The organism is Enterobacter sp. ECC-175 (assembly GCF_043968675.1).
Classification (GTDB): domain Bacteria; phylum Pseudomonadota; class Gammaproteobacteria; order Enterobacterales; family Enterobacteriaceae; genus Enterobacter.
On record NZ_CP143776.1, the window covers coordinates 1,911,078 to 1,928,802 of the forward strand.

Annotated in this window: 15 protein-coding genes; 13 read left to right on the top strand and 2 right to left on the bottom strand. The window is 57.8% G+C overall.

Features of this window, described 5'->3' with window-relative positions:
• The 4 genes from pxpB to nei are packed head-to-tail and all read left to right on the top strand — an operon-like array spanning position 1 to position 3,120.
• On the top strand, positions 1–657 hold the full coding sequence (pxpB, locus tag V1599_RS09020) for a 5-oxoprolinase subunit PxpB (RefSeq protein ID WP_112011479.1): 657 nt from the start codon (positions 1–3) through the stop codon (positions 655–657).
• Complete coding sequence (pxpC, locus tag V1599_RS09025) at positions 651–1,583, top strand: 5-oxoprolinase subunit PxpC (protein WP_112011478.1); 933 nt, start codon at positions 651–653, stop codon at positions 1,581–1,583. Before pxpB ends, pxpC begins: the two co-directional genes overlap by 7 nt.
• Positions 1,570–2,310 carry a 5-oxoprolinase subunit PxpA gene (pxpA, locus tag V1599_RS09030; protein ID WP_297119149.1) on the top strand — a complete coding sequence of 247 codons (741 nt, stop codon included), beginning with the start codon at positions 1,570–1,572 and terminating at the stop codon, positions 2,308–2,310. The genes pxpC and pxpA overlap by 14 nt, the downstream gene beginning before the upstream one ends.
• Positions 2,311–2,328: 18 nt before the next feature.
• The gene (nei, locus tag V1599_RS09035) at positions 2,329–3,120 is read left to right on the top strand and encodes an endonuclease VIII (protein WP_297119146.1); all 792 of its coding nucleotides are present in this window, start codon (positions 2,329–2,331) and stop codon (positions 3,118–3,120) included.
• 89 nt (positions 3,121–3,209) lie between these two features.
• On the opposite strand, the gene V1599_RS09040 is transcribed toward nei, so the two are convergent.
• A complete protein-coding gene (locus V1599_RS09040; RefSeq protein WP_014831112.1) occupies positions 3,210–4,493 on the bottom strand; it encodes a citrate synthase in 1,284 nt (427 codons plus the stop codon).
• 637 nt (positions 4,494–5,130) lie between these two features.
• Here V1599_RS09040 and sdhC point away from each other — a divergent pair.
• The 8 genes from sdhC to sucD all read left to right on the top strand — a co-directional run bounded on the left by sdhC (position 5,131) and on the right by sucD (position 14,820).
• Positions 5,131–5,535, top strand: a complete 405-nt coding sequence (gene sdhC, locus V1599_RS09045; RefSeq protein WP_395301567.1) for a succinate dehydrogenase cytochrome b556 subunit — start codon at positions 5,131–5,133, stop codon at positions 5,533–5,535.
• A complete protein-coding gene (gene sdhD, locus V1599_RS09050; RefSeq protein WP_395301397.1) occupies positions 5,529–5,876 on the top strand; it encodes a succinate dehydrogenase membrane anchor subunit in 348 nt (115 codons plus the stop codon). Before sdhC ends, sdhD begins: the two co-directional genes overlap by 7 nt.
• Entirely contained in the window at positions 5,876–7,642 is a 1,767-nt protein-coding gene (gene sdhA, locus V1599_RS09055; RefSeq protein WP_395301398.1) for a succinate dehydrogenase flavoprotein subunit, read from the top strand. The genes sdhD and sdhA overlap by 1 nt, the downstream gene beginning before the upstream one ends.
• A 15-nt stretch (positions 7,643–7,657) precedes the next feature.
• Positions 7,658–8,374, top strand: coding sequence for a succinate dehydrogenase iron-sulfur subunit (locus V1599_RS09060; RefSeq protein WP_395301399.1), 717 nt, complete (start codon positions 7,658–7,660; stop codon positions 8,372–8,374).
• A 264-nt stretch (positions 8,375–8,638) separates the two neighbouring features.
• Complete coding sequence (gene sucA, locus V1599_RS09065) at positions 8,639–11,446, top strand: 2-oxoglutarate dehydrogenase E1 component (RefSeq protein WP_112011472.1); 2,808 nt, start codon at positions 8,639–8,641, stop codon at positions 11,444–11,446.
• Between the two features lie 14 nt (positions 11,447–11,460).
• Positions 11,461–12,687 (top strand): 2-oxoglutarate dehydrogenase complex dihydrolipoyllysine-residue succinyltransferase, encoded by a 1,227-nt coding sequence (gene odhB, locus V1599_RS09070; RefSeq protein ID WP_112011471.1) that lies wholly within the window; start codon positions 11,461–11,463, stop codon positions 12,685–12,687.
• A gap of 97 nt (positions 12,688–12,784) precedes the next feature.
• Positions 12,785–13,951, top strand: coding sequence for an ADP-forming succinate--CoA ligase subunit beta (sucC, locus tag V1599_RS09075; protein WP_112011470.1), 1,167 nt, complete (start codon positions 12,785–12,787; stop codon positions 13,949–13,951).
• Positions 13,951–14,820, top strand: a complete 870-nt coding sequence (gene sucD, locus V1599_RS09080; RefSeq protein WP_008501094.1) for a succinate--CoA ligase subunit alpha — start codon at positions 13,951–13,953, stop codon at positions 14,818–14,820. The genes sucC and sucD overlap by 1 nt, the downstream gene beginning before the upstream one ends.
• 83 nt (positions 14,821–14,903) lie before the next feature.
• Here the strand turns inward: sucD and V1599_RS09085 are convergent, their stop codons facing one another.
• Entirely contained in the window at positions 14,904–15,620 is a 717-nt protein-coding gene (locus tag V1599_RS09085) for a GntR family transcriptional regulator (RefSeq protein WP_395301400.1), read from the bottom strand.
• Positions 15,621–15,791: 171 nt separating this feature from the next.
• Between V1599_RS09085 and mngA the strand changes: the two genes are divergently transcribed.
• Positions 15,792–17,708 carry a PTS 2-O-a-mannosyl-D-glycerate transporter subunit IIABC gene (gene mngA, locus V1599_RS09090; RefSeq protein WP_297119125.1) on the top strand — a complete coding sequence of 639 codons (1,917 nt, stop codon included), beginning with the start codon at positions 15,792–15,794 and terminating at the stop codon, positions 17,706–17,708.
• Positions 17,709–17,725: the final 17 nt, after the last annotated feature.

The following is a 17,725-nucleotide window of genomic DNA, read 5'->3' on the forward strand; positions in this document are numbered from 1 at the left end:
GTGCAGCGAGCGCGTTGTTATCTTCTCGGTGAAACGGCGGTGGTGCTGGAACTGGAGCCGCCGGTCACTCTTGCGTCACAAAAACGGATCTGGCGGCTCACCCAGCGCCTGGCCGATGCGCCGGAGGTCGTTGAGGCGATTCCGGGCATGAATAACATTACCGTTGTGCTGCGTAATCCGCACGCGCTGGCGCTGGACGCCATTGAGCGCCTCCAGCGCTGGTGGGAAGAGAGCGACGCGCTGGAGCCGGAAGGCCGCGTGGTTGAGATCCCGGTGGTGTACGGCGGCGAAGGCGGCCCTGATTTATCCGTCGTTGCCGCGCACTGCGGGCTGACCGAAAAACAGGTCGTCGAGCGGCATGCGTCGGTTGATTACGTGGTCTGGTTCCTTGGCTTTCAGCCGGGCTTCCCGTACCTGGGCGGACTTGCGCCAGAGCTGCATACGCCGCGCCGCGCCGAGCCGCGTCTGAGCGTTCCGGCCGGAACCGTCGCCATCGGCGGCGAACAGACGGGAATTTACCCGCTGGCCTCGCCCGGCGGCTGGCAGCTCATCGGCCACACCCGCACCTTACTCTTCACGCCGGGGCAGGAGGCGCCGACGCTTCTGCGCCCGGGCGATACCCTGCGCTTTATTCCACAGAAGGAGGGGGTATGTTAACGCTTATCCGCGCGGGCCTTTATACCTCCGTTCAGGACGCGGGCCGCTTCGGCATGCGCCAGTCGGGCGTGAGCTACTGCGGCGCGCTGGACCGCCCGGCGCTTGAGATTGCAAACCTGCTGGTGGGCAACCCCGGCAGCACCGCCGCGCTTGAAATTACGCTCGGCCAGTGCGTGATTGAGTTTCATCAGGAAACCTGGTTTGCCTTAACCGGCGCGGGCTGCGGTGCGACGCTTGACGACATGGCGGTTTGGACGGGCTGGCGCCTGCGGGCAAAAGCGGGGCAGCGCCTGACGCTTAAACGGCCACAGCACGGCGTGCGCAGCTACCTTGCGGTTGCAGGCGGCATTGACGTGCCGGCGCTGATGGGATCGGCGAGCACCGATCAGAAAGCCGGGATTGGCGGCCATGAGGGGCGCCTGCTGCGCGACGGCGATCGTCTGGCGATAAAACCGTCGGCGCGTCATTTTTCCACCACCCAGGGCGTGAAGCAGCTGCTGTGGGGAAACCATATCCGCGCCCTGCCGGGGCCCGAGTATCATGAGTTCGACGAGGCTTCCCAGGAGTCTTTCTGGCGCTCGCCGTGGAAAATCAGCCCGCAAAGTAACCGCATGGGCTATCGCCTGCAGGGACAGCCGCTGACCCGCACGACCCGCCGGGAGCTGCTTTCCCACGGCCTGCTGCCGGGCGTGATTCAGGTGCCGGGCAACGGTCAGCCGATCGTATTAATGAACGATGCGCAGACCACGGGCGGCTATCCGCGAATAGCCTGCATCATCGACGCCGATCGTTACCATCTGGCGCAAATTCCCCTCGGACAGCCTATTCACTTCGTGCAGTGCTCGCTGGAAGAGGCGCTGCAGGCGCGGCAGGACCAGCAGCGTTATCTGGAACAGCTGGCGTGGAGGCTCGATGGTAAAGATTGATTTGAACGCCGATCTGGGCGAGGGCGGCAATGCCGATGCGGCGCTAATGACGCTGGTCTCGTCGGTGAATATCGCCTGCGGCTTTCACGCGGGCGACGCGCAGACCATGCTGGAAAGCGTGCGCAGCGCAATTAAAAATAACGTCGCGATAGGCGCGCATCCGAGCTTCCCTGACCGGGAAAACTTTGGCCGAACGGCGATGACGCTCCCACCCGAAACGGTTTACGCCCAGACGCTTTATCAGATTGGCGCGCTGGAGGCGATTGTTCGCGCCGAGAAGGGCGTTCTGCGCCACGTGAAGCCGCACGGCATGCTGTATAACCAGGCGGCGAAAGACCCGTCGCTGGCCGATGCGATTGCCCGTGCGGTGCGGGATTGCAACCCGCAGCTGATCCTGGTGGGGCTGGCGGGCAGCGAGCTGATTCGCGCGGGGCAGCGTCACGGCCTGTCGACCCGCGAGGAGGTCTTCGCCGATCGCGGATATCAGCCGGACGGCAGCCTCGTGCCGCGAACGCAGGCCGGAGCGCTCATTACCGACGAAGATAAAGCGCTGGCGCAGACGCTGGAGATGGTGCAGTCAGGGCAGGTGACGGCGATTGACGGCACCACCGCGAAGGTGCGGGCCGAAACGGTCTGCTTACACGGCGACGGCGAGCACGCGCTGCGGTTTGCGCGCCGCCTGCGGGCGGCGTTCTCTGATGCGGGCATCCTTGTCAGTGCAGAATAATTATTAAAGGACAATAACATGCCAGAAGGTCCGGAGATCCGCCGCGCGGCGGATAGCCTGGAGGCGGCGATAAAGGGCAAACCGTTGACCGCGGTCTGGTTTGCTTTTCCTCAGCTTAAGCCGTTTGAAGCCCAGCTGCTGGGGCAGACGGTGACGCACATCGAAACGCGCGGCAAAGCCTTGCTCACGCATTTTTCCCATAACCTGACGTTATATAGCCATAATCAGCTTTACGGCGTCTGGCGCGTAGTGGATGCGGACGAACGGCCGGAGACCAACCGCGTGCTGCGCGTCAGGCTGCAGGCGGCGGACAAAGCCATCCTGCTTTACAGCGCGTCAGATATCGAAATGTTAACGCCGGAGCAGCTGCTTGCGCATCCGTTCTTACAGCGCGTCGGGCCGGACGTGCTGGATATGCGCCTCACGGCAAGCGATGTAAAAACGCGCCTGCTGTCAGCGAAATTCCGCAATCGCCAGTTTTCCGGGCTATTTCTCGATCAGGCGTTTCTGGCGGGATTAGGAAATTATCTGCGGGTTGAAATTCTGTGGGAAGCGGGGCTGGCGCCGCACCACAAGGCCTCTCAGCTAAGCGATGAACGGCTGGAGGTGCTCTCGCACGCGCTGCTGGACATCCCGCGCCTGTCGTACAACACGCGCGGCGCGGTGGATGAGAACAAGCATCACGGGGCGCTGTTCCGGTTTAAGGTGTTTCATCGGGCGGGGAAAAAGTGCGAGCGCTGCGGCGGGATCATCGACAGGATGATGCTCTCTTCAAGGCCATTTTACTGGTGTCCGCATTGCCAAAAATAAAAGTAAAACGGTAGCCCAGAGGCTACCGTTTTTAATGTTTTCACCCTCTCCCTGTGGGGGAGAGGGCATCAAGCTGAACCCAACCGTTCTTAGCGCTTCAGATCAGACTTAAAATCGCGCTGCTCGTAGCCGGTGTACAGCTGACGAGGGCGGGCAATTTTCATGCCTTCGCTATGCATTTCGTTCCAGTGCGCAATCCAGCCCACGGTACGCGCCATGGCGAAGATCACGGTGAACATGGAAGACGGAATGCCCATCGCTTTCAGAATAATGCCAGAGTAGAAATCGACGTTCGGGTAGAGTTTCTTCTCGATGAAGTACGGGTCGTTCAGCGCGATATGCTCAAGCTCCATCGCCACTTCCAGCAGATCGTCCTTGGTGCCCAGCTCTTTCAGCACTTCGTGGCAGGTTTCACGCATCACGGTAGCGCGTGGGTCATAGTTTTTATAAACACGGTGACCGAAGCCCATCAGGCGGAAGGAGTCGTTCTTATCCTTCGCGCGGCGCACGAATTCAGGAATGTGCTCCACGGTGCTGATCTCTTCCAGCATCTTCAGCGCCGCTTCGTTCGCGCCGCCGTGCGCCGGTCCCCACAGGGAGGCGATGCCCGCCGCGATACAGGCGAACGGGTTCGCGCCTGAAGAGCCCGCGGTACGGACGGTAGAGGTGGAAGCGTTCTGTTCGTGGTCAGCGTGCAAGATCAGGATACGGTCCATTGCGCGTTCCAGCACCGGGTTCACTTCGTACTCTTCGCATGGGGTTGAGAACATCATGCGCAGGAAGTTACCCGCGTAGGAGAGGTCGTTGCGCGGATAAACGAACGGCTGACCGATCGAGTATTTGTAACACATCGCCGCCATGGTTGGCATTTTGGACAGCAGGCGGAACGCGGCGATATCGCGGTGGCGCGGGTTATTCACGTCCAGCGAATCGTGGTAGAACGCCGCCAGCGCGCCGGTGATGCCGCACATGACCGCCATTGGGTGAGAGTCGCGGCGGAACGCGTGGAACAGACGGGTAATCTGCTCGTGGATCATGGTGTGGCGGGTAACGGTGGTTTTGAACTCATCGTATTGGGCCTGCGTCGGTTTTTCGCCGTTCAGCAGGATGTAGCACACTTCCAGATAGTTGGACTCGGTGGCTAACTGATCGATGGGAAAACCGCGGTGGAGCAGGATACCTTCATCACCGTCGATAAAGGTGATTTTAGATTCGCAAGATGCGGTAGAGGTGAATCCAGGGTCAAAGGTGAATACCCCTTTAGAACCCAGCGTACGGATATCAATAACATCCTGACCGAGCGTGCCTTTTAGCACATCCAGTTCAATAGCAGTGTCACCATTTAGGGTGAGCTTTGCCTTTGTATCAGCCATTTACGGTCTCCTTAGCGCCTTATGCTTAAGACTGCCAATTACCGGATTTGCATTCTACTGATTTTTAAACGTTACCAGTTTGTTATTTGGCTTACCGCTCAGCTCACGAGGAGAAACCAGGGTACAGAGCTATGGCGCCTTGCAGGTAAATGAATGAAAAATCAGTGAAACAACAGCAAATCAGTGTCTTCGCAGTCCGAATTATTCAAACCTGACTATCACTAATAACTGTCCTGATAACTTCGGTCAATACCATCACACTGTTACATAACTATTTCTCAGGTGAAAGCAAGACCTCATAACTTTTGCGCATTATATGCCTTTTCTAATGACGTTTGTAACAATTTTGTTTAACATTTGTCAAATCAGATGATTAAAAATTAAAAAGATGTTGTTATCGTGACCCGGATCACTGTTCAGGCGAAAACCCGACAAACTGTATGTAGGTTAATTGTAATGATTTTGTGAACGGCCTATACTGCCGCCAGGTCTCCGGAACACCCTGCTAATCCCGAGCCACCCAGCGTTGTTTTGTGTCGTCGTAGCTTCTGAAAGGGAGTTTTATCATGACGCTTAGTTATAGTAAGGACGCTGCTTGACCCGCACGCAGACCGGAGGAAGGAATAATAAGAACAGCATGTGGGCGTTATTCATGATAAGAAATGTGAAAAAACAAAGACCTGTCAATCTGGATCTCAAAACGATCCGGTTCCCCGTAACAGCAATAGCGTCCATTCTGCACCGCGTGTCCGGTGTCATTACGTTTGTGGCGGTCGGCATTCTGCTGTGGTTGCTGGGAACAAGCCTCTCTTCTCCGGAAGGATTCTTCCAGGCTTCGGCCATCATGAGCAGCTTCTTCGTGAAATTCATCATGTGGGGCATTCTCACCGCGCTGGCGTACCACGTGGTGGTGGGCGTTCGCCATCTGCTGATGGACTTTGGCTATCTCGAAGAGACATTCGAAGCCGGGAAACGCTCCGCTAATATTTCCTTTGTGATTACTGTCGTGCTTTCACTTCTCGCAGGAGTTCTCGTATGGTAAGCAACGCCTCCGCATTAGGACGCAACGGCGTACATGACTTTATTCTGGTCCGCGCTACCGCCATCGTCCTCACGCTTTACATCATCTATATGATCGGTTTCTTCGCCACCAGCGGCCCGCTGACGTGGGAGATCTGGAGCGGTTTCTTCGGATCGTCCTTCACCAAGGTGTTCACCCTGCTGGCGCTGTTCTCCATCCTTATTCATGCCTGGATTGGCATGTGGCAGGTGTTGACCGATTACGTTAAACCTTTGGCGATTCGCCTTCCTCTGCAGCTGGCGATTGTCGTTGCGCTGGTGGTTTACGTTATTTATGGATTCGTTGTGGTGTGGGGTGTGTAATGAAACTGCCAGTCAGAGAATTTGATGCTGTCGTAATTGGCGCAGGTGGCGCAGGTATGCGCGCAGCGCTGCAAATTTCCCAGAGCGGCCAGACCTGTGCGCTGCTCTCTAAAGTCTTCCCAACCCGTTCCCATACCGTATCCGCCCAGGGTGGTATCACCGTGGCGCTCGGTAATACCCATGAAGATAACTGGGAATGGCACATGTACGACACGGTGAAAGGTTCCGACTACATCGGCGACCAGGATGCCATCGAATATATGTGTAAAACCGGCCCGGAAGCGATTCTGGAGCTGGACCACATGGGCCTGCCGTTCTCCCGTCTGGAAAACGGTACTATCTATCAGCGTCCGTTTGGCGGCCAGTCGAAAGACTTCGGCGGCGAGCAGGCGGCGCGCACCGCGGCGGCGGCTGACCGTACCGGTCACGCGCTGCTGCACACGCTCTATCAGCAGAACCTGAAAAACCACACCACCATCTTCTCCGAGTGGTATGCGCTGGATCTGGTGAAAAACGCCGATGGCGCAGTGGTCGGCTGTACCGCGCTGTGCATCGAAACCGGTGAAGTGGTTTACTTTAAAGCGCGCGCAACCGTGCTGGCCACCGGCGGCGCGGGCCGTATCTATCAGTCCACCACCAACGCCCACATCAACACCGGTGACGGCGTCGGTATGGCTATCCGCGCGGGCGTACCGGTGCAGGATATGGAGATGTGGCAGTTCCACCCAACCGGCATCGCCGGTGCGGGCGTGCTGGTCACGGAGGGCTGCCGCGGTGAAGGTGGCTACCTGCTGAACAAACACGGCGAGCGCTTCATGGAGCGTTATGCCCCGAATGCGAAAGACCTGGCGGGCCGTGACGTGGTGGCGCGCTCCATCATGATCGAAATCCGCGAAGGCCGCGGCTGCGACGGCCCATGGGGTCCACACGCCAAGCTGAAGCTCGACCACCTGGGTAAAGAGGTGCTGGAATCCCGCCTGCCGGGCATTCTGGAGCTGTCCCGCACCTTTGCCCACGTTGACCCGGTGAAAGAGCCGATTCCAGTTATCCCAACCTGCCACTACATGATGGGCGGTATTCCGACCAAAGTGACCGGCCAGGCGCTGACCGTGAACGCGCAGGGCGAAGACGTGGTGATCCCTGGCCTGTTTGCGGTGGGCGAAATCGCCTGCGTGTCGGTACACGGCGCTAACCGTCTGGGCGGCAACTCCCTGCTGGACCTGGTGGTGTTTGGCCGCGCGGTGGGTCTGCACCTGCAGGAATCCATTGCCGAGCAGGGCGCGCTGCGTGATGCGACCGATGACGAAATTGACGCCTCTCTTGAGCGCCTCAACCGCTGGAACGGCAACCGTAACGGCGAAGATCCGGTGGAAATTCGCAAAGCGCTGCAGGAATGCATGCAGCACAACTTCTCGGTATTCCGCGAAGGCGACGCGATGGCGAAAGGCCTTGAGCAGCTGAAGGCGATCCGCGAGCGTCTGAAAAATGCCCGTCTGGACGACACCTCCAGCGAGTTCAACACCCAGCGCGTCGAGTGCCTGGAGCTGGATAACCTGATGGAAACCGCGTTCGCGACCGCGATGTCGGCAAACTTCCGCACCGAGAGCCGCGGCGCGCATAGCCGCTTCGACTTCCCGGATCGTGATGACGAAAACTGGCTGTGCCATTCCCTGTACCTGCCAGAATCGGAAACCATGACGCGTCGTAGCGTCAATATGGAACCGAAACTGCGTCCGGCGTTCCCGCCGAAGATTCGTACTTATTAATGCGGAGACAGGACAATGAAACTCGAATTTTCAGTTTATCGTTATAACCCGGATGTAGACGACGCTCCGCGCATGCAGGATTACACCCTGGAAGCGGAAGAGGGTCGCGACATGATGCTGCTGGACGCCCTCATGCAGCTGAAGGAAAAAGATCCTACGCTGTCGTTCCGTCGTTCCTGCCGTGAAGGGGTTTGCGGCTCCGACGGCGTGAACATGAACGGCAAAAATGGCCTGGCCTGCATTACGCCAATTTCGGCGCTGCAGCGTGCGGGTCAGAAAATCGTTATTCGTCCTCTGCCTGGCCTGCCGGTCGTTCGCGATTTGGTGGTAGACATGGGGCAATTCTATGCACAATATGAGAAGATTAAGCCTTACTTATTGAATAATGGGCAAAATCCACCCGCTCGCGAGCACCTACAGTCTCCCGAGCAGCGTGAAAAACTCGATGGACTTTACGAGTGCATTCTCTGTGCATGTTGCTCGACGTCGTGCCCGTCGTTCTGGTGGAACCCGGACAAGTTTATCGGCCCGGCCGGCCTGCTGGCTGCCTATCGCTTCCTGATCGATAGTCGCGATACCGAAACCGATAACCGTCTGGAGGGATTGAGTGACGCTTTCAGCGTATTCCGCTGCCATAGCATCATGAACTGCGTCAGTGTGTGTCCTAAGGGGCTCAACCCGACGCGCGCCATCGGCCACATTAAGTCGATGCTGCTGCAGCGCAGTGCATAAGTAGTGAGAGGGGAGCACTGTTCCCCTCACCCTAACCCTCTCCCAAAGGGAGAGGGAACAGATAGCAGGAAATCTTTAAAAACTGCCGACGACCTTCCCCCTCTCCCCGTGGGAGAGGGTCGGGGTGAGGGGAAACCCTAAGACAGTTTCTAAAGGTTCCTTCGCGGGCCAAGTAGAGCTCGCAGGTGAACCCCGGCACGTACACGCGGTGTGCGTGGTAGTTTCTACGGCGAAAGTAAGCATATAAATGCTTAAGGGATCACGATGCAGAACGGCGCAATGAAAGCCTGGCTGGACTCTTCTTACCTCTCTGGGTCGAACCAGAGCTGGATAGAACAGCTCTATGAAGACTTCTTAACCGATCCTGACTCAGTGGACGCAAACTGGCGTTCCATGTTCCAGCAGTTGCCTGGTACAGGGGTCAAACCGGATCAATTCCATTCCAAAACACGTGATTATTTCCGTCGTCTGGCGAAGGATGCCTCACGTTACTCTTCTGCGATTTCCGACCCTGACACCAATGCGAAGCAGGTTAAAGTCCTGCAGCTTATTAACGCTTATCGCTTCCGCGGTCACCAGCATGCGAATCTCGATCCGCTGGGGCTGTGGAAACAAGACCGTGTGGCCGATCTCGATCCGGCGTATCACGATCTCACCGAGGCCGATTTCAAGGAAAGCTTTAACGTAGGTTCATTTGCTATCGGCAAAGACACGATGAAGCTGGGCGAACTGATTGACGCGCTCAAGCAAACCTACTGCGGCTCCATCGGCGCGGAATATATGCACATTACCTCCACCGAAGAGAAGCGCTGGATCCAACAGCGAATCGAATCCGTGGCGGGCCACGCGAATTTCTCGGCAGACGAGAAAAAACGCTTCCTGAACGAACTGACCGCAGCGGAAGGGCTTGAGCGCTATCTGGGCGCGAAGTTCCCGGGCGCAAAACGCTTCTCGCTGGAAGGCGGCGATGCGTTAGTCCCGATGCTCAAAGAGTTAATTCGTCACGCCGGCAAGAGCGGCACCCGTGAAGTGGTGCTGGGCATGGCGCACCGCGGTCGTCTGAACGTGCTGGTCAACGTGCTGGGTAAAAAGCCGCAGGACCTGTTCGACGAGTTCGCGGGCAAGCACAAAGAACACCTCGGCACCGGCGACGTGAAGTACCACATGGGCTTCTCGTCCGATATCGAAACCGAAGGCGGGCAGGTTCACCTGGCGCTGGCGTTTAACCCGTCTCACCTTGAGATCGTTAGCCCGGTGGTTATCGGTTCCGTGCGCGCGCGTCTGGATCGTCTGGACGAGCCAAGCAGCAACAAAGTGCTGCCGATTACCATTCACGGCGATGCGGCGATTACCGGTCAGGGCGTGGTTCAGGAAACCCTGAACATGTCGAAAGCGCGGGGTTACGAAGTGGGCGGTACCGTTCGCATCGTGATCAACAACCAGGTGGGCTTCACCACCTCTAACCCGCTGGACGCGCGTTCTACCCCGTACTGCACCGACATCGGCAAGATGGTGCAGGCGCCAATCTTCCACGTGAATGCGGATGACCCGGAAGCGGTGGCCTTCGTGACCCGCCTGGCGCTGGACTTCCGCAACACCTTTAAACGCGACGTGCTGATCGACCTGTTCTGCTACCGCCGTCACGGCCACAACGAAGCCGACGAGCCAAGCGCAACGCAGCCGCTGATGTACCAGAAAATCAAAAAGCACCCGACGCCGCGCAAAATCTACGCTGACAAGCTGGAAGCGGAAAAAGTGGCGACGCTGGAAGATGCGACCGAGATGGTCAACCTCTACCGCGACGCGCTGGACGCGGGTGAATGCGTCGTGAAAGAGCTGCGTCCGATGAACATGCACTCCTTTACCTGGTCGCCGTACCTCAACCACGAGTGGGATGAGAGCTACCCGAACAAGGTCGAGATGAAGCGCCTGCAGGAGCTGGCTAAGCGCATCAGCACCGTGCCGGACGCGATCGAGATGCAGTCTCGCGTGGCCAAAATTTACGGCGATCGCCAGGCCATGGCGGCCGGTGAAAAACTGTTCGACTGGGGCGGCGCGGAAACGCTGGCCTACGCGACGCTGGTTGACGAAGGTATTCCCGTTCGTCTGTCCGGTGAGGATGCGGGCCGCGGCACGTTCTTCCACCGTCACGCGGTGGTTCACAACCAGTCTAACGGCTCAACCTACACTCCGCTGCAGCATGTGCATAACGGTCAGGGCCAGTTCAAGGTTTGGGACTCCGTACTGTCTGAAGAAGCGGTACTGGCCTTCGAATACGGCTACGCCACCGCTGAACCACGCACCCTGACCATCTGGGAAGCGCAGTTCGGTGACTTCGCCAACGGTGCGCAGGTCGTTATCGACCAGTTCATCTCCTCCGGCGAGCAGAAGTGGGGCCGCATGTGTGGCCTGGTGATGCTGCTGCCGCACGGCTACGAAGGGCAGGGGCCGGAGCACTCCTCCGCGCGTCTGGAACGCTATCTGCAGCTCTGCGCCGAGCAGAACATGCAGGTCTGCGTGCCGTCTACCCCGGCTCAGGTCTACCACATGCTGCGTCGTCAGGCGCTGCGCGGTATGCGCCGTCCGCTGGTAGTCATGTCGCCGAAGTCCCTGCTGCGCCACCCGCTGGCGGTTTCCAGCCTCGACGAACTGGCCAACGGCACCTTCCTGCCGGCCATCGGCGAAGTTGACGAGCTGGATCCGAAAGGCGTTAAGCGTGTCGTAATGTGTTCTGGTAAGGTTTATTACGACCTGCTGGAACAGCGCCGCAAGAACGACCAGAAAGATGTCGCCATCGTGCGTATCGAACAGCTTTATCCGTTCCCGCATCAGGCGATGCAGGACGTGCTGAAACAATATGCTCACGTGCATGATTTTGTCTGGTGCCAGGAAGAGCCGCTTAACCAGGGCGCATGGTACTGCAGCCAGCATCATTTCCGTGAAGTGATTCCATTTGGGTCCGCCCTGCGCTATGCAGGCCGCCCGGCCTCCGCCTCTCCGGCGGTAGGGTATATGTCCGTTCACCAGAAGCAGCAACAAGATCTGGTCAATGACGCGCTGAACGTCGATTAATTAAAGGATACATAATGAGTAGCGTAGATATTCTTGTTCCCGACCTGCCTGAATCCGTAGCAGATGCGACCGTCGCCACCTGGCACAAAAAACCGGGCGATAGCGTTAAGCGCGATGAAGTGCTGGTAGAAATCGAAACTGACAAAGTGGTACTGGAAGTACCGGCTTCGGCGGATGGCGTTCTGGATGCCGTTCTGGAAGATGAAGGCACCACCGTGACCTCTCGCCAGATCCTCGGTCGCCTGCGTGAAGGTAACAGCGCGGGCAAAGAGTCCAGCGCGAAAACGGAAGAGAAAGCCTCTACCCCGGCGCAGCGCCAGCAGGCCTCTCTGGAAGAGCAAACTAACGATGCGCTCAGCCCGGCGATCCGTCGCCTGCTGGCCGAGCACAGCCTTGACCCGGCAGCCATCAAAGGCACCGGCGTCGGCGGCCGTCTGACCCGCGAAGACATCGACAAGCATCTGGCAAAAGGGCCTTCTGACGCAAAAGCAGAAGCCAAAGCGCCAGCCGCCGCACCGGCAGCGCAGCCTGCGCTGGGCGCCCGCAGCGAAAAACGCGTGCCGATGACCCGCCTGCGCAAGCGCGTGGCCGAGCGTCTGCTGGAAGCGAAAAACTCCACCGCGATGCTGACCACCTTCAACGAAGTGAACATGAAGCCCATCATGGACCTGCGCAAGCAGTACGGTGACGCGTTTGAAAAACGTCACGGTATCCGTCTGGGCTTTATGTCCTTCTACGTGAAGGCGGTAGTTGAAGCGCTGAAACGCTACCCGGAAGTGAACGCCTCTATCGACGGCGACGACGTGGTGTATCACAACTACTTCGACGTGAGCATGGCCGTTTCCACGCCGCGCGGCCTGGTGACCCCGGTTCTGCGTGACGTTGATGCCCTGGGCATGGCGGATATCGAGAAGAAAATCAAAGAGCTGGCCGTCAAAGGCCGCGACGGCAAGCTGACCGTAGACGATCTGACCGGCGGTAACTTCACCATTACCAACGGCGGCGTGTTCGGTTCGCTGATGTCTACGCCAATCATCAACCCGCCGCAGAGCGCGATCCTCGGCATGCATGCCATCAAAGATCGTCCTATGGCGGTAGACGGTAAAGTGGAGATCCTGCCGATGATGTACCTGGCATTGTCTTACGACCACCGTCTGATCGACGGCCGCGAGTCCGTGGGCTTCCTGGTGGCCATCAAAGAGCTGCTGGAAGACCCAACGCGTCTGCTGCTGGACGTGTAGTAGTTTTTTAGCGTCACCTGCCCTGCAGGCCGGCACACAGACCGCGCCGGCCTGCAGGTTTAAAGATAACGATTACCCTGAAGGATGGATAGAACACATGAACTTACATGAATATCAGGCCAAACAGCTGTTTGCCCGGTATGGCTTACCGGCGCCGGTGGGTTATGCCTGTACTACTCCGCGTGAAGCAGAAGAAGCCGCTTCTAAAATTGGCGCTGGCCCGTGGGTAGTTAAATGTCAGGTTCACGCTGGCGGTCGCGGTAAAGCGGGCGGTGTGAAGGTTGTTAAGAGCAAAGAAGAGATCCGCGCGTTCGCTGAACATTGGCTCGGCAAGCGCCTGGTGACGTATCAAACGGATGCGAACGGCCAGCCGGTAAACCAGATCCTGGTTGAAGCGGCGACCGACATCGCAAAAGAACTGTATCTGGGCGCGGTTGTTGACCGTAGCTCCCGTCGCGTGGTGTTCATGGCATCTACCGAAGGCGGTGTGGAAATCGAGAAAGTGGCGGAAGAAACCCCGCACCTGATCCACAAAGTGGCGATCGATCCGCTGGCGGGCCCAATGCCTTACCAGGGTCGCGAGCTGGCGTTCAAGCTGGGTCTGGAAGGCAAGCTGGTGCAGCAGTTCACCAAGATTTTCATGGGCCTGGCGACCATTTTCCTTGAGCGCGATCTGGCGCTGATCGAGATTAACCCGCTGGTTATCACTACCCAGGGCGACCTGATCTGCCTCGACGGCAAGCTGGGCGCTGACGGCAACGCGCTGTTCCGCCAGGCGGATCTGCGTGAAATGCGCGATCAGTCTCAGGAAGATCCGCGTGAAGCGCAGGCGGCACAGTGGGAGCTGAACTACGTGGCGCTGGACGGCAACATCGGCTGCATGGTTAACGGCGCGGGCCTGGCAATGGGCACCATGGACATCGTTAAGCTGCACGGCGGTGAACCGGCAAACTTCCTCGACGTGGGCGGTGGCGCAACCAAAGAGCGCGTGACCGAAGCGTTCAAAATTATCCTCTCTGACGACAACGTGAAGGCCGTTCTGGTGAACATCTTCGGCGGCATCGTCCGCTGCGACCTGATTGCCGACGGTATCATCGGCGCGGTAGAAGAAGTGGGCGTGAATGTGCCGGTGGTTGTCCGTCTGGAAGGGAACAACGCTGAACTCGGCGCGAAAAAACTGGCTGACAGCGGCCTGAATATTATTGCAGCGAAAAGTCTGACGGATGCAGCTCAGCAGGTTGTTGCCGCAGTGGAGGGGAAATAATGTCCGTTTTAATTAATAAAGATACCAAGGTTATCTGCCAGGGCTTCACCGGTAGCCAGGGGACTTTCCACTCCGAACAGGCGATTGCCTACGGTACGCAGATGGTTGGCGGCGTGACGCCAGGTAAAGGCGGCACCACGCACCTGGGCCTGCCGGTGTTCAACACCGTGCGTGAAGCGGTCGAAGCGACCGGCGCAACCGCGACCGTGATCTACGTTCCGGCTCCGTTCTGCAAAGACTCGATTCTGGAAGCGATTGACGCGGGCATTAAGCTCATCATCACCATCACCGAAGGTATCCCTACGCTGGATATGCTGACCGTGAAGGTCAAGCTGGACGAAGCGGGCGTGCGCATGATTGGCCCGAACTGCCCGGGCGTGATCACCCCGGGTGAGTGCAAAATCGGCATCATGCCGGGCCACATTCACAAGCCGGGCAAAGTGGGCATCGTTTCCCGCTCTGGTACCCTGACCTATGAAGCGGTTAAGCAGACCACCGATTACGGCTTCGGCCAGTCCACCTGCGTGGGCATCGGCGGTGACCCGATCCCTGGCTCTAACTTCATCGATATCCTGAAGCTGTTCCAGGAAGATCCGCAGACCGAAGCGATCGTGATGATCGGTGAGATCGGCGGAAGCGCGGAAGAAGAAGCCGCTGCCTACATCAAAGAGCACGTGACCAAGCCGGTTGTGGGCTACATCGCGGGCGTGACCGCGCCGAAAGGCAAGCGTATGGGCCACGCTGGCGCGATCATCGCAGGCGGTAAGGGTACGGCTGATGAGAAATTCGCAGCGCTGGAAGCCGCAGGCGTGAAGACCGTACGCAGCCTGGCGGACATCGGCGAAGCACTGAAATCCATCATTAAGTAAGTCCTCTCTGCTCCCCGAACGGGGAGCGATGAAGTATAAAAATGTCCGTTTCGACATGGTTGGCCGCTGTAAAGCGGCCTTTTTTATTGCCTGCGTCTGGCGACGAGAGTGAACTTGTAGTCGTCGGTATTGAACACGTTGCGGCTGTATTCAAACACCCGTCCGTCCTTCAGGTAACCGCGAGAAACTTTTTCCAGGATCGGTTTAGCCGGATCGAGCGACATCGCGGCGATCGCCTCTTCCGATGGCATGATCGGCACCAGCTCCTGCTCGCTGCGATCGATAACCATCTTTTTGATCTGTTCAACGTAATGGTATTTCGACTTTTCCATCACGCCCCAGGTGAGGTCAGGGAACATTGCCAGCGGCATCCATGTCTCTTCCAGATTTACCGGCTTTTGCTTAATGAAGCGTACGCGCTTGATATGCCAGACCTTATCTTCCGGATTAATAGCCAGTATAGCCGCGAGCCTTGTATCGGCTTTCACCACTTCAAAGGTTTTGACATCGCTGTGCGTATCGACGTTTCGGTCAACCAGTTTTTCGTAAAAGCCGGTGAGCTGGTAGATGTCGTAATTAACGCGTTCCTCTTTTACATACGATCCGCTGCCCTGAATACTTTCGATGATCCCTTCATCAGCCAGCAGTTTCAGAGCCTGCCGGACGGTGACGCGGCTAACGTTGAACGTTTCCTGAAGGCAGGACTCGGTTGGTAGCGCGTCACCGGGTTTTAATTCTCCAGCGTTGATTTTCTCGCGGAACGCATCGGCAATCTGCCGGTACATCGGTTTGTTGGCCATTTTAGGGTGCCTGAATAATACCTTTTCAAAGAATTATGCATTCCACTAATGATTTGTAAATAATACAACTAGAATACAAATTTTGTTGTTAGTGAAAATGATCACATAAATGTATTACTACTTCTGCCACACTCCTCTCCAGACAATAACGATCGAGATGTGAGGATCTCTATGAACCTGAGGAACCTGACCGATCCGCGCGCTGTTAGCGTTCGGGCGCAGTTTACCTGCCGGGATGAGGCAATCCGTCAGCTGACGGCGCGGCTGGTAAAGCTGGGCAAAATAGCTGACTCCGACGCTTTTCTGGCGGAAGTTTTCCATCGGGAATCGCTTGGCCCGACGGCGCTGGGCGAAGGGCTGGCGGTCCCTCACGGCAAATCAGCCGTGGTGAAAGAAGCGGCTTTCGCCGTAGCAACACTGTCCGAACCGCTGGAGTGGGAAGGCGTGGACGGACCGGAAGAGGTTGAGCTGATTTTTCTTCTCGCCATTCCTCCTGCTGAAGCGGGCTCGACACATATTCAGGTGCTGACGGAACTGACGTCTCGCCTGGCGGATGACGATCTCCGGGCGCGCGTGATGGCAGCTACCACGGCGGAAGATGTGCTTGCTGCCCTGGAAGCGACCCCTGAAGCACAAGAGGCCGCCGTTGCGGTGAATGCCCCGACGATCGTTTGCGTTACCGCCTGCCCGGCCGGGATTGCCCATACCTATATGGCGGCGGAATACCTCGAAAAAGCGGGGCGCAGGCTGGGCGTCAACGTGGTGGTCGAAAAACAGGGGGCCAACGGCATTGAGGGGCGCATCACTGCGCAGCAGTTGAAGGAGGCGAATGCGTGCATTTTTGCCGCAGACGTGGCGATTAAAGAGCGAGAGCGTTTTCAGGGGATCCCCGCGGTTTCCGTCCCCGTTGCGGAGCCTCTGCGCCATGCTGAAGCGTTAATTGAGCGCGCGCTGGCGCTACAGCCTTCATCCGATGCGGGTCATGAGTACGTCGATACCGAAACGAAAAAGGGCGTAAAAAGTGAGCTCAAACAGGCACTCCTTAGCGGGATCTCCTTTGCGGTACCGCTGATTGTCGCCGGCGGTACGGTGCTGGCCGTGTCGGTATTGCTGGCGCAAATCCTGGGTCTACAGCACTTGTTTGACCAGGAATACTCGTGGCTGTGGATGTACCGCAAGCTTGGCGGCGGCATGCTCGGCATTCTGATGGTGCCCGTTCTGGCAGCCTATACCGCTTACTCGCTGGCGGATAAACCCGCGCTGACGCCGGGGTTTGCGGCCGGACTGGCTGCCAATATGATCGGCTCCGGTTTTCTGGGGGCTATCGTGGGCGGCCTGGTCGCGGGTTACCTGATGCGCTGGGTGAAAAATCACATCCGCCTGAGTAGCCGCTATAACGGCTTTTTGACTTTTTACCTCTATCCGGTCATTGGCGTGCTGGGGGCGGGAAGCCTGATGCTGTTTGTGATCGGCGAACCGGTGGCCTGGCTTAATAACACGCTCACCGTCTGGCTTAATGGTCTGTCCGGTGCGAATGCGCTGCTCCTGGGGGCGATCCTCGGCTTTATGTGCTCATTCGATTTGGGCGGGCCGGTCAACAAAGCCTCTTATGCATTCTGTTTGGGGGCAATGGCGAACGGCGTCTACGGTCCCTATGCCATCTTTGCCTCCGTCAAAATGGTCTCGGCCTTTACCGTGACGGCGTCAACGATGCTGGCTCCGGGACTGTTTAAACCCTTTGAAATTGAAACCGGAAAATCGACGTGGCTGCTCGGGCTTGCGGGGATTACCGAAGGGGCGATTCCGATGGCGATTGAAGATCCTCTCCGCGTGATTGGCTCATTTGTCCTCGGCTCCATGGTAACCGGCGCGATCGTTGGCGCGATGGGGATCGGGCTCTCTACCCCTGGGGCAGGTATTTTCTCGCTCTTCTTACTTCACGACGCTGGACTGAGCGGGGTGGTTGCGGCGGCCGGCTGGTTTGGCGCGGCGCTGTTGGGGGCTGCTATTTCCACGTTTGTTCTGCTGCTCTGGCGACGTCAGGCGGTAAAAAAAGGCACGTACGTCACTGAAGACGCCTTACCGTAAACTCACACAGGAAATGA

What these genes read in the sequence shown, in the direction of transcription:
- pxpC (WP_112011478.1), top strand. Translation starts at nt 651, where the DNA reads ATGTTAACGCTTATCCGCGCGGGCCTTTATACCTCCGTTCAGGACGCG.
- sdhD (WP_395301397.1), top strand. Translation starts at nt 5,529, where the DNA reads ATGGTAAGCAACGCCTCCGCATTAGGACGCAACGGCGTACATGACTTT.
- mngA (WP_297119125.1), top strand. Translation starts at nt 15,792, where the DNA reads ATGAACCTGAGGAACCTGACCGATCCGCGCGCTGTTAGCGTTCGGGCG.
- nei (WP_297119146.1), top strand. Translation starts at nt 2,329, where the DNA reads ATGCCAGAAGGTCCGGAGATCCGCCGCGCGGCGGATAGCCTGGAGGCG.
- odhB (WP_112011471.1), top strand. Translation starts at nt 11,461, where the DNA reads ATGAGTAGCGTAGATATTCTTGTTCCCGACCTGCCTGAATCCGTAGCA.
- sdhA (WP_395301398.1), top strand. Translation starts at nt 5,876, where the DNA reads ATGAAACTGCCAGTCAGAGAATTTGATGCTGTCGTAATTGGCGCAGGT.
- sdhC (WP_395301567.1), top strand. Translation starts at nt 5,131, where the DNA reads ATGTGGGCGTTATTCATGATAAGAAATGTGAAAAAACAAAGACCTGTC.
- V1599_RS09085 (WP_395301400.1), bottom strand. Translation starts at nt 15,620, where the DNA reads ATGGCCAACAAACCGATGTACCGGCAGATTGCCGATGCGTTCCGCGAG.
- sucD (WP_008501094.1), top strand. Translation starts at nt 13,951, where the DNA reads ATGTCCGTTTTAATTAATAAAGATACCAAGGTTATCTGCCAGGGCTTC.
- sucA (WP_112011472.1), top strand. Translation starts at nt 8,639, where the DNA reads ATGCAGAACGGCGCAATGAAAGCCTGGCTGGACTCTTCTTACCTCTCT.
- pxpA (WP_297119149.1), top strand. Translation starts at nt 1,570, where the DNA reads ATGGTAAAGATTGATTTGAACGCCGATCTGGGCGAGGGCGGCAATGCC.
- sucC (WP_112011470.1), top strand. Translation starts at nt 12,785, where the DNA reads ATGAACTTACATGAATATCAGGCCAAACAGCTGTTTGCCCGGTATGGC.
- V1599_RS09040 (WP_014831112.1), bottom strand. Translation starts at nt 4,493, where the DNA reads ATGGCTGATACAAAGGCAAAGCTCACCCTAAATGGTGACACTGCTATT.
- V1599_RS09060 (WP_395301399.1), top strand. Translation starts at nt 7,658, where the DNA reads ATGAAACTCGAATTTTCAGTTTATCGTTATAACCCGGATGTAGACGAC.